We start from the raw sequence: 11937 nt of genomic DNA on the forward strand, positions 1-11937 counted from the left end.
TTATGTCATGGAAAAAGAACAAAAGAAAAAAGCACTGGAAATCCAATGCCTTTCGGTGTTTGGGCTCCTGATGCAAAGGCCTACGAGGTTAGCTGACGGATTCGGACATGCACAGTTGCCCTATTCACAGACGCTTTCGCCACTTCCAAACCAACTGCACGAAGCCTGCCTGTGAAATTCACCCCAAAAATACGGTTCCCCCGTTTTCCTTACGAAATTCGGCCGATATTCTTTTCAATTGTTTTCTTTCATTTTTCGTCAAATGGATTATATCCCTTATTTCCTTCCGCCACAAAGCTCTATTTTCGGGAAATAGCCTAAAATAGGACGAAATCAGAGGATGGAGGGATCAACTTCGCCCCGAATCTGAGCGATGCGAAGGCTTGCCGGAGTTATTGCCGTTTCTCGTCATTTTTGCTTCGTGTCTGGCATAGGGGGGTCAGCTATGTTATCTTTACTTTGACGTACTTGAGGGATTTTCATACCTCATTTATAAAAGAGCGCCTGCTCAAATCGTCAATTTCACCTCAAAAAAAGGAGTTTTGCGAGTGAGTTCCCCTAAGAAACCAACCGGCCGCAGGTTAAAGACCAAAAACTTGTGGCTGCTAGCCGCTCTCGGATTCATCGTGTTCATCGCCGTTCAATTGTTCCCTACCACCGACTCGGAGTCGTTGCAATTGCAGCAAGCGGATGAGGTCATCAGCAAATCGAAGGCCGCGGACAGTGCAGCCGAATTCGTCCAAACCGTCTTGAGTCTGGATCTATCCACCCCAGTCAAAGAGAAAGCCTTAACTACATACGAAACGCGTGCCGACCTGTTTGGATATTTGACCAAAGCTGATCTGCTCGCCCCGTACTTAAAAACGTATGAAAAACAGTTCCCTTACGACGTATTCCGCGTCCGTTATACTGACCCCACCGAGACGTTAAGCGCCGTAACCGTCGATGTCCACATGACGACCGGCCAAGTTGTTGGCTTCGAGGAAATTGCTTCCTCCAGCAATGCCAACAAGCAAATGATGCTCGATTTAGGATCGGAAACGACCGATTCCATGAAGGCTTGGGAAGGGGACTTAACGTTAGAAGAGAAAGTAAAGCTGGCACAACCCTACCTGAACGCCTTTGGTTTTCAACCAAGCGAGTTGGAGCTGGCTTCCGATGAAGGGGACGTTGGTCTCCAATACCGGATCAATGGCTACACGCTAGGCGAATCGCAAGCGCAAGTGAAGCTCAGCTACGAATACGGTGTCGTGTCTTCCTTGGAGAGCTACTTTACGGTACCGCAGGCTCATCTAGATTACGTATCCGGTCAGACGAAAATCGCCAATTGGCTTACCTATGCCGGATATGCCCTGTTGACCTTCGTGCTCGCGATTCTCGCGATCGTATACAGCGCGTTGACGCGGGCCCATACATCGTTTAAGCGTGGGATTTTCCTGGCCTCGGTGTACTTCGTGTTATCCACGATCGGAACCCTTAACATGATGCCTGCTTTCCAAAAAGAAGGCCTCGAATCCGGTGTGCTGATTTTCGGTTTCTTTTTCCAGGGCCTGGTGACGTTATTCCTCGCCGCTTCCGTATACTTCTCGCTGGTGGGCGGGGACGGCTTGTGGCGGAAGAACGGCGTCAACTTATGGTCACGTTCGCGGGAGGAAGGATACGGCCGCTCGATGCTGCACTCGGTGGCTGACGGCTACGCCTGGGCGTTAATTCTGCTGGGGGCCCAATCCGTCATCTTCTTTATCCTGGAGCACACGATTCATACCTGGTCCACCACCGATGCGACACAATCGCCGTACAACATGTTATATCCGCTGCTGCTCCCGTTGCTGGCATGGGTGGCGGGAATCGGGGAAGAAGCGGTGTATCGCTTGTTTGGAATTCCGATGTTGAAGAAAATGTTCCGCAGCACCTTCATCGCCAGCCTGCTGTCGACTTTAATCTGGGCGTTTGGCCACACGTTGTATCCGATTTATCCGGTCATTTCACGTCCAATCGAATTGACCTTTATCGGACTGTTGTTCAGCCTCGTGTTCCTGCGATACGGCTTCGCTACCGTCGTCTTCTCGCATGTCATCTTCGACAGCATCCTGATGTCGCTGAGCTTGATGTTTATGGGCGGAGCGCTGAATATTGGCGCCGGGCTGTTCTATATCGCCTTACCGGCGATCGTCGCTTATGTGATTTACCTGTTTAATCCGCCAAGCAAGGAACGAAAGAATCCGCCACTGCAACCGCAAAAAGAGGAGCCGTATTTTACGACTCCTCTGGTGGATCCTCGTCCCGAAGGGCATTTATAATTTCGCGGGCTAATTTGTCCCCGATCGAAAGAGGCCGAAAGTCATCGACGGAGGCCTCTTTTATTTTTTTCAACGAACCAAAATGCTTCAGCAGCGCCTTCCGGCGTTTCTCCCCAATGCCGGGGATCGCGTCCAGCCGCGAGGTGACCATCGACTTGGCCCGTTGTTCGCGGTGGAAGGAGATGGCGAAGCGGTGCACCTCATCTTGAATCCGCTGCAGCAGGTAGAACTCCTGGCTGTCGCGCGGCAGATACACCGGCTCTGGCGGATCAAACGCCATCAGCTGCGCCGTTTTATGCTTGGCGTCCTTCACAAGGCCGCACACCGGGATGAATAAGCCCAGCTCATTCTCCAGCACGTCGGTGGCTGCGGAGATCTGCCCTTTGCCCCCGTCGACAACGATCAGGTCAGGGCGGGGCAGGTTCTCCTTCAACACCCGCTCGTAGCGGCGGCGGATGACCTCGCGCATCGTCTCATAATCGTCCGGGCCTTGCACGGTTTTCACTTTATATTTGCGGTATTCCTTCTTGGCCGGCTTGCCGTCGATAAACACCACCATCGCTGAGACCGGATTCGTCCCCTGGATGTTGGAGTTGTCAAACGCTTCGATTCGCGACACCGACTCCAGGCCAATCGCCTTGCCAAGGTTCTCGGCGGCCTTCGAGGTGCGTTCCTCATCCCGTTCAATCAGACGGAACTTCTCGTCCAGCGAGACGCGTGCGTTCTCCTCGGCCATCTTGGTCATTTGCCGCTTTAAGCCGCGTTGCGGCACCAGCGTCTTAACTCCCAGCCATTCCTGCAAGGCGGTTGGGGCATCCAGCGCCCCCGCTTCCTCTTGATCCTCCGGCTTCTCCGGCAACAGGATCTCCTGTGGCAAAGCTGGGTTATCGCTGTAATACTGCGTGACGTAGGACATAAAATCGCCGTAGGCATCCCCGTAAAACGGAAAAACCGAGGCGTGCCGTTCGATCATTTTCCCCTGACGCATGTACAGAATCTGCACGCACATCCAGCCCTTGTCCACGGCGTATCCAAACACGTCGCGGTCCTTCGCGTCGGTCACCGTAATCTTCTGCTTCTCCATCAGCGCATCGATGTTGATGATTTGATCGCGCAGCTCCTTGGCCCGCTCGAATTGCAATTCCTCGGCCGCCTCGTGCATTTTGCGCTGCAGCTCTTTCTTGATTTCCTCATGCCCGCCGCTAAGGAACGAAGTGATTTCCTGGGTCATCGACTCGTACGTTTCCTTTGCCACCTCCTGCACGCAGGGCGCCAGGCATTGGCCGATGTGGTAATACAGGCACACCTCTTTGGGCATCACATTGCATTTGCGCAGCGGGTACATGCGGTCAAGGAGCTTCTTCGTCTGCTGGGCTGCGTAGGCGTTTGGATACGGGCCAAAATATTTCGCTTTATCTTTAAGCACCCGCCGGGTAACCTCCAGCCGGGGATGCGGTTCGTTCGTAATTTTAATGTAAGGAAAAGTTTTGTCATCCTTAAGCAGGATATTAAAACGCGGATGGTATTCCTTGATCAAGTTGCACTCCAGGATGAGCGCTTCCATATTGCTTGCGGTGACAATGTACTCAAAGTCGCGGATCTCGGACACCAGCAGCTGGGTTTTCCCGTTATGGCTGCCCGTAAAATAGGAACGAACCCGGTTCTTCAGCACCTTGGCTTTCCCGACGTAAATGATCGTGCCTTCCTTGTTCTTCATCAGGTAACAACCCGGCGAATCGGGCAACAAGGCCAGCTTATGCTGAATTCTCTCCATCGCCTTCTCATAACTTAACGTTTCATTGGTAGGTGCGTCCAAGCTTCCTCCTCCTTTCTCCTCTCCATTTTAACGCAGAAAACGCCTCCGGCCCAAACCGGAGGCGTCATCCAAGGCGTCAAGCGACGCGCCTGATCGTCTGGATTATTGGTGTTTAGCGATCAGGTTCTTCAGCGTGTCCTTCGAGTTCAACCCGACGATTTTGTCGACCGGTTGACCGTCTTTGAACAGAATCAATGTAGGAATGCTCATTACGCCGAAACGGGAAGCCGTTTCCGGGTTGTCATCCACGTTCAGCTTGGCGATCTTCACCGAGTCTCCTACTTCTGTGGACAGCTCCTCCAGAATTGGAGCGATCATTTTGCAGGGACCGCACCATGGAGCCCAAAAATCAACAAGAACCGGACCTTGCCCTTCGATTTCGGCGTTGAAGGACTGATCGGATACGTTCACGATAGCCATGATTATTTCCTCCTTATTGGGGTTGCCCGGACCCGCACCTAATGACGCGAGCTCACGAACAACTGGATAGTTAGACAAAAATGATGCAGACAGCCTGGAAAACAGCTGCCGAACCAATTATACCACACTCCACTGAAAAAAAGAAAGTGCATGATAACGCCTTCTTTACAAAGTGAAAAGGGTTTGGTTATACTAAGAATAACCTGAAAACGGATTGTCTATGACATACTTCATTGACGAGACGATTATTTCCTGAGGAGGCCCGTCGCCATGGATGCTAACACGCATGCGAACGATCCGCGGCAGCATATCAACGAAGAACCCCGCAACGACTTGTTTGATTTGATGAACGGCTTTTTTGGCATGTTGACGTTTATGGCCGTGATTTTCTTCGGCATGGTCATCATTAAATTTATCGCCAGCTAAGCGAATCTGGCGGTAATCGAACCGCGACATCAAACGAAAGAGCCGGGCCTTCCCCCGATAAGGGAAGCCCGGCTCTTTTTCTATCAAGATTCGACGTCGATTCCTCTTCTCTGAATGACCTCGTGATCGGAAGATGACTTTTGAACGACCTCGTTTTAATGAAGGTTCAAAAAGTTAGGTTTCGAGCACCGAGAAGGTTGGACGAGGCTAGGGTCTGAGTAGCGGAGCGTACGTTCTGGGTACGTGAGCAACGGAGGACCCGGCCGAGTTCAAGATTCGACGTCGATTCCTCTTCTCTGAATGACCTCGTGATCGGAAGATGACTTTTTGAACGACCTCGTTTTAATGAAGGTTCAAAAAGTTAGGTTTCGAGCACCGAGAAGGTTGGACGAGGCTAGGGTCTGAGTAGCGGAGCGTACGTTTTGGGTACGTGAGCAACGGAGGACCCGGCCGAGTTCAAGATTCGACGTCGGTTCCTCTTCTCTGAATGACCTCGTGATCGGAAGATGACTTTTTGAACGACCTCTACGCTCGTCCGCGTTTATTTGTCCCGTTTACCTGCACTACCTCAACAAACGGAGCAATCCGGTCCATCAACCGCTGGCCTTTGTGCCGCTCCTCCCCGTCCTTGCTCGTAAAGCTCAAATGCTTCTCCAGCGCGTTCAGGGAATAATTCGACGTGTAGAACGTCGGCTTGCGGTTCATCCGATAATTCAGGATCGCGCCCATCACATGGTCGCGCGCCCACGGATTCAGGTTCTCCGCACCGATATCATCAAAGATCAGCAGATCCACCTGCTTCATCATTTCCACCGTATCCCGCAGCTTGTCGCTGTCCTGCAGCATACTCTTCAGCTCTTCCACGAATTCCGGCATGTATACGATCGCCCCGGAATACCCTTCCTTCGCCAGCTCATGCAGTAAATAACACATCAAGAACGTCTTGCCGGTGCCAAACGGTCCTTCCAAATACAAGCCTTTGGATGGCAGGCCAGACCCCTTAGCTTCTTCAATATAACGAAAAATTTGGCCAACGGCAGGCGCTCGCGAGCTGTCCTTAGCCATAATTTCAACCGCATTGTACCCTTCCTCCAGCGCCCGCTCATCCACATAAAAGCTATGAATTCGTTTCTTGACGGACACTTCCCGCTCATATTGCAGCTGCTTGGAGCAAGGAACCTGCCGATCCACCAGCTGCGGGCTATCACCCACCTGTTCGACCGTCAATTTCGTAAAATGGCCGGGGAAATCGTTAGGGCAGTTCGCCAGCCCCGGGCAATTGGCACAATGCTTGCTATCGTTGACGTACTGATACAGCTTCGCCATTCCGCGCGTCAACTGCTCCTGCTCCAGCTCCGGATGTTGGTCCCGGAGTTCCCAAACCAAGGGGTCGTTCATCAGCCGTTTGGTCAGTTCCACCGAGCGTTGTTTTAATTGTGTGTTCTTCATCTGCGTCAGCAGTTCCCCAAGTGATTCCATCGCGGTGTGTCACCTTCCTTCCCCAAGCCCAAACGAATTCAGACTTCTTTTTTATGTTTTCCGGATTGCATCCGTTCCGCCATCTTCATCAATTCAGCAAATTCCTCTTCGGATACGGCGGTTTCCGCACCAGCCCGTTCGACGATCGGGATCTCCGGCTTTGGCTTCGCCCCGCGGCTGCCGTAAGTTCGTGCTCGTCCTCCGCTGGAGGCTGCGCCGGCCGATTTCTCCTTGACCTTCTCCTTCACCTTCGATTGATCGCGGATATATTGCACCGCCTGCTCGTAGGTACTAATCTGCTTCAGCAGCATGTTGGCAGCGATCGCATCGATGAAATTGCGATTGATCCGTTGCTCCCCGCCAGAAGTAAGCAGCGACATCAAATAATGAATCAGCACGTTGATGACTTCTCCAGGCAGCTTATAGTTCAGGTCGATTTTCTCAAAAATGTCCAGCAGATTATCCGGAATCGTCCCCGGGAAAAACGTCTTAAGCAACCGGGTATACGGCTCATTGCGAAGCATCATATTATATTGGTGAATATCACATTTGCTTTGAAATTGCGGCGGAACGTCGACGTAATACTCCATTTGCACGGCAACCTCTTCCGCCACGTTCCCCGCTGCTGAAGCAGCGGTGCCCCCTTGGGACTCCTCGCCGCGTAACGCGACGATTTTGCCATAGGTCACTTCTCGTTCCTCTTGGCGCTTCTTGCCTTGCCGGAACTGCAGGTTCGCCTTGTGCTGGAGCGCATCCAGCAGAATAGCGCCGTCCGGATCGAAGACGCCGTCTTCATCCAGCAGCCGGCATAGGTCCTGCACGCTTAAATCGTATTTGCGGGCCACGAAGTTCACCACGCCCATCCCTTCCGGGTCAAACCGAAGCGCCTCAACAAACGACCGATTCCGCGATTCCCGCGGGAAGCGCAGGATGATATCTGCGTAATTGATCGCTTCCTCCTCTTCCAAGGCCAGCTTGAGCCCCGGCTGCCTTGCGATCGACGTCTCGGCAATCGCCTGCTCCAGCTCATAATCGATCGAATGCGCATTTAGCTCAAAGATCTCGTAAAACGGGATCGTGATATTTTCCTTATTCAGGCTAAGCCCTGACCAATCCTCCGGCTCCTTGCGGAAGAGCTGCTCCCGCAGGGACAACACCGCGAATTTCCCGATCTTATCCCGCAGCAGCAGAGTTAAATGCTGGGTCCGGAAAAATTCAGCCGGCGCCAGCGGAGCCTGAAGCTCATATTCGTACATATAATCATCGCTGTCTGGAACATAGAGCCGGTTCGTCTGAAGCAGACCCACCGCCTCCAGGCGGGAGGCCTGCTCAATCAGGAACTTCCGCCCTTTCTCGCTCGGATCCAGACCAAGGGTCAGGAACAGCTTCCGCTGCTGCTCCACGTCCGAATAGCCCACCTGCTCCTGGGGAACCTGGTCCGCCAGCAGCCGGTAGAGCGAAATCGCAAACGCCCCGACCATCGGCTGATAGAGCAAACCTAGCATCTTGCCATCGACGGGACTGAGGCCGAAGTCACGATATACGCAATAACGGTGATTTTCGGTAAAATGCAGCATGTTGTTCATGCGCACGGCTTCATCGCTCCTTCCCTATCACGCACAAATAGACTTCCTCTATTTTAGCATAAAAGACCTCGTTCTGAATCGGCCCCTACTTACAAAAATCGCCCTTTTTCCACCTGCTCCGCGCCGGGACAACGTTTTACGCCGGAATAGACAAAAAAAAGAACCGCCCCTCCTTTTCAGGGGACGATCCCTTACTCCCTCTTCCTGCTAGATTTATTCATTATGTACGTACCATTCTGTAAAATTCGATCGGTCACCGGCCAAGAAACGCCGCACCTCATCAATGGGGATTCCCGCTTCCTTGGCCATGGCAAGCAAAACCACCCACTCCGGATCAACGTTACCGGGGTACCGATCATAAACAATAACCTGGGCGGACTTCTTCAACAATAATCTCCTCCTAAGATCATTATTTTGGTTTTGCCCCCAGGCAGTCCAGCCATCCTAGTATCACTACCTTAGATCTGAGACTTTGTGCCCCTGCTTTTCAACAGGTTTACCCTTATCTGGTGCTTACGTTTTGCTGTCGAGTCACGGACTCATGAGTCAGCAAGCTATCTTTGGTACTTATTATAACGGCCCGGTTTTGAAAAGTATGTCAGTCTGCGTAGTCCCGCCAAACCGTTTTCGTCGAAAAGGTTAGCTTTTTTTGTTTGATCCCTAACGATCTTGTCATTTACGGTAAAAAAGCGGCATTGCACATCAGAATAGGGCTTTGTTCCTTATAATGAACAGTTTCTTGCGATATTCCGTGAATTAGGCAGATATTTAAAGGTAAAATAAGATAATTGTTCTTTATTGAGAACAAATCGCCGAATTTGCGATTTTCCTTTTCTTTATCCTTTCGGGTATATTCGAATCACGGAATTCGTTCTTAATAACGAACATATTAACGAACAGGTGAAAACATACCCGGAAAGGAGCGACTATTCTGCGAAGATCCCGAGCCGAAGTCATCCGCAAATTACGGAAGAAGCGGAAGAAGCAAAACATGGTCAAATCGCTGCAATCCGGATTAATACTCTCGACGCTGCTCTTGTGGACCTCCCAACAGGTCGGCACGACCTTCGGCGAATTCACCAGCGTACGCGAGGATAATTCGGAAATCAAGGCTTGCCGCGTATTTCCGAGCCAGATCGAAAGCCAGCTTGCGCTTTTGGCCGAGCATCTGGATCGGGCTGCTTCCTTAAAAGGAAGACTCATCGGCGCGACCCTAACTCGCGCTGCGATAGATACAACTTTGCCGATCTCGACTCCGAGCCTCCCGGATGCAAGCGTCACCGCCCCTGCGGCTCCGTCCGCGACCGACGCGGTATACACCGGCGCCAGCGAATCCGGCAGCTCGGAAGCAACCCCGGATTTCTCGGCAAGCCTGCAATTGGAATCGGCCGCCGATGGCTTGTCCAGCCGAATCAGCGAGCTGAATGCAACGATTCAACAGCTGCAGCAGCAGCAAGCGCTAAATCAATCCATTTGGCAAGAGCTCGTCCATGAACTGGCCGCAGCCACTGCTGTGATTCATGGACTGTTGACCTCGCTGAACGAATTGGAACCCAATTGCGCAGAGCTTACGCAAACCACGCTGTTAGATCGTATTGCGGATCTCCTGAAAGGCAGCGGCTTGTTATCCGGTCCAATTCGCGGAACGCTGCAGGAGATTCTAAGCTTCTTGCGTTCGATCCATCAGTCTGGTTTAGCTCGCTCCACCGAAGGATTTGCTGCCGTCGCTTTTGCCAGTCCGTTTACCAGCCTATCCACTTATGGCGATTTGGCCTCCAACGATCCGGTTAGCGGAGAGGATCTGGCTTATTTCCACAGCGTGCAAGCTTCTCTGGAATCCGCGATCTCCGGTTTAACCGCTGAGATCTCCAGTCTCGAAGCGCAACGCGCCCAATTGTTGGCGGATGCGGAAGCGCAGCGCCTGGCTGAGATCGAACGATTGAAGCAGCTGGAGGAAGAGAAAGCCAAAGAGGAAGCAGAGCAAGCCGAGGAACCGGCAACTCCGGACGAGAACGCCGATCCAAGCGTTGGCGATCCGCAGCCGCCTGGCGCAGAAGAGCCGGCTGACGGCGAAGTCCCTCCAACGGTGGGCGATTCCGATGGCGGAGCAATTCAGCCGCCAGCGGAAGATGAGGACGCTGCAGAGGATGAGGCCGCGGACGACAACGATGCGGACGAGGAGAATTCCTCCGAAGAGCATCCAGTCCCTGGCGATGCAGCCGGACAGGAGCCTTCACCAGAGCATCCGAATCCACCGGCTACCGAGGACGCTATTGTCCTTCCGCCGGACGCGCCAACAAGCGAAGAACCGCCGGTACTGGAGCCCACGCTCCCGCCTCAGCCGCCCAATCCGTTGGACGATCTCATCTTGACGAAACCGGAGGATGAACTGCCCCTTCAAGACGACGATGTGGCGGACGACGAGGATGAGGACGAAGACGAGGATGAGACGCTTGTCGAAGACGCCACCCGGTCTGCGGTCCCTTCTCCCGCAAAACCTTCAGAGGTAGGTGAATAAGCATGCGGATTCGCAAATGGATAGGAAATGCCCTGACGTTTCTGATGGCGGTCGCCTTTTTTACCGTGGCCGGCTCGGTCGTCCTTTCGAAAGTATCCGGCGGTGAACCCAACTTCTACGGCTATCAGCTGAAAACCGTGTTATCCGGTTCGATGGAGCCTTCCATCCCTACCGGTTCCGTTGCGGCCATTAAGCCCGGCGGAGATATGACACGGTTCGAGGTTGGCGACGTGATCACCTTCCGATCTAACGATAACAAGCTGATCACCCACCGCATTGTGGAAGTCACGCGCAACGAGGAAAACGGCCAGGTGTTGTACCGGACCAAAGGGGACAACAACGGTGCCGCCGACTCGGATCCTGTGAATCCGGCGAATGTCACCGGCGTTTATACCGGCTTTAACGTTCCTTACGTGGGGTATGTATTAAGCTTCGCCGGGACGAAGACAGGGAATGTCGCATTGTTGATTATCCCGGGTCTCCTCTTATTCCTATACGCGCTCGTCTCGTTATGGAAAGCGATCGCCGGGCTGGAGGAAAAAAAGCCGGATCCCAATCAGCCGCAGTCCCCGGACGCCAAGCATCCGGATGTGATTGACGCGTCCACCCAAATCTAGCCATTCTCATTGGTTGTTCTCCTTATGTATTCATAAGGATGCAATATATAAAAAAATCTTTTTAAAATCAGGGAGGAATTTAGGAATGGGTATCAAAAAGACATTAGGTTTCGGAGTAGCAACTGCAGCACTTGGTTTGACTTTGATCGGCGGAGGCACGTTCGCTTACTTTAGCGATACGGTAGAAACAACCGGGACGTTCGCCGCAGGTACATTGGACATCAACGCCGATCCAACGGCGATTGTGGATATCGGTAACTTGAAACCAGGCGACCACATTCCGCGCACGTTCAAATTGAAAAACGACGGCACGCTTGATATCAATGAAGTGCTGTTGAAAACCAGCTACACGGTAACGAATAGAGCCGGCGCTCCAGCAAACACGGACGATTTCGGCAAACATATTAAAGTGAAATTCCTGTACAACGTCGACAAATTAAATGATGTTATTTACGAAACGACGTTGTATGATCTGCAAAATCAAACTCCGGATGCCGTTGAAAGAGGATTCTTCCTCGGCGAGCGCAGCGGCTTAAGAGCCGGCTCCATCGACACGATGATCGTTGACTTTGAGTTCGTTGACAACGGTCAAGACCAAAACCAATTCCAAGGCGATGCCTTGAACCTGACTTGGACATTTGAAGCAAAACAAGGCGCAGGCGAAATCAGATAATATCGGATTTGCCGAAGCAGAACACCTTGCCCCGATCTTGGGACTAAGGTGTTCTTTGCTTGGTTTAAATTCCGACTTAACTCCTTTGTCCGATCCCGTTTA

10 protein-coding genes and 2 riboswitches are annotated in these 11937 nt (G+C 52.3%); of the genes, 5 read left to right on the forward strand and 5 right to left on the reverse strand.

Features of this window, described 5'->3' with window-relative positions; translation table 11 throughout:
- Positions 1-62: 62 nt before the first annotated feature.
- Positions 63-234, reverse strand: a riboswitch (cyclic di-AMP (ydaO/yuaA leader).
- A 314-nt stretch (positions 235-548) separates the two neighbouring features.
- Positions 549-2300 carry a CPBP family intramembrane glutamic endopeptidase gene (locus BN3277_RS04395; protein WP_059041076.1) on the forward strand — a complete coding sequence of 584 codons (1752 nt, stop codon included), beginning with the start codon at positions 549-551 and terminating at the stop codon, positions 2298-2300.
- On the opposite strand, the gene uvrC is transcribed toward BN3277_RS04395, so the two are convergent.
- Positions 2257-4074 (reverse strand): excinuclease ABC subunit UvrC, encoded by a 1818-nt coding sequence (gene uvrC, locus BN3277_RS04400; RefSeq protein ID WP_059041197.1) that lies wholly within the window; start codon positions 4072-4074, stop codon positions 2257-2259. The genes BN3277_RS04395 and uvrC overlap by 44 nt on opposite strands.
- Positions 4075-4218: 144 nt before the next feature.
- The gene (gene trxA / locus BN3277_RS04405) at positions 4219-4536 is read right to left on the reverse strand and encodes a thioredoxin (RefSeq protein WP_059041077.1); all 318 of its coding nucleotides are present in this window, start codon (positions 4534-4536) and stop codon (positions 4219-4221) included.
- A 270-nt stretch (positions 4537-4806) separates the two neighbouring features.
- Here trxA and BN3277_RS25290 point away from each other — a divergent pair, with 270 nt between their 5' ends.
- Positions 4807-4962, forward strand: coding sequence for a YqzM family protein (locus tag BN3277_RS25290; protein WP_089153308.1), 156 nt, complete (start codon positions 4807-4809; stop codon positions 4960-4962).
- Between the two features lie 525 nt (positions 4963-5487).
- Here the strand turns inward: BN3277_RS25290 and dnaI are convergent.
- The 3 genes from dnaI to BN3277_RS25445 all read right to left on the reverse strand — a co-directional run bounded on the left by dnaI (position 5488) and on the right by BN3277_RS25445 (position 8414).
- Positions 5488-6441 (reverse strand): primosomal protein DnaI, encoded by a 954-nt coding sequence (gene dnaI / locus BN3277_RS04410; protein WP_059041078.1) that lies wholly within the window; start codon positions 6439-6441, stop codon positions 5488-5490.
- 38 nt (positions 6442-6479) lie between these two features.
- Positions 6480-8033: a DnaD domain protein gene (locus tag BN3277_RS04415; protein WP_059041079.1), complete on the reverse strand. Its 1554-nt coding sequence runs from the start codon at positions 8031-8033 to the stop codon at positions 6480-6482.
- Between the two features lie 207 nt (positions 8034-8240).
- Positions 8241-8414 carry an anti-repressor SinI family protein gene (locus tag BN3277_RS25445; protein WP_148500975.1) on the reverse strand — a complete coding sequence of 58 codons (174 nt, stop codon included), beginning with the start codon at positions 8412-8414 and terminating at the stop codon, positions 8241-8243.
- 39 nt (positions 8415-8453) lie between these two features.
- Positions 8454-8538, reverse strand: a riboswitch (cyclic di-GMP riboswitch).
- A gap of 480 nt (positions 8539-9018) precedes the next feature.
- Here BN3277_RS25445 and BN3277_RS04420 point away from each other — a divergent pair.
- The 3 genes from BN3277_RS04420 (at position 9019) to BN3277_RS04430 (ending at position 11835) form a co-directional block, all read left to right on the forward strand.
- Complete coding sequence (locus tag BN3277_RS04420) at positions 9019-10545, forward strand: hypothetical protein (RefSeq protein ID WP_059041080.1); 1527 nt, start codon at positions 9019-9021, stop codon at positions 10543-10545.
- Between the two features lie 2 nt (positions 10546-10547).
- Positions 10548-11162 (forward strand): signal peptidase I SipW, encoded by a 615-nt coding sequence (gene sipW, locus BN3277_RS04425; protein ID WP_059041081.1) that lies wholly within the window; start codon positions 10548-10550, stop codon positions 11160-11162.
- Between the two features lie 85 nt (positions 11163-11247).
- On the forward strand, positions 11248-11835 hold the full coding sequence (locus BN3277_RS04430) for a CalY family protein (RefSeq protein ID WP_059041082.1): 588 nt from the start codon (positions 11248-11250) through the stop codon (positions 11833-11835).
- Positions 11836-11937 lie beyond the last annotated feature (102 nt).

It is taken from the genome of Paenibacillus rubinfantis, assembly GCF_001486505.1.
In the GTDB taxonomy this organism is placed as follows: Bacteria; Bacillota; Bacilli; order Paenibacillales; family Paenibacillaceae; genus Fontibacillus; species Fontibacillus rubinfantis.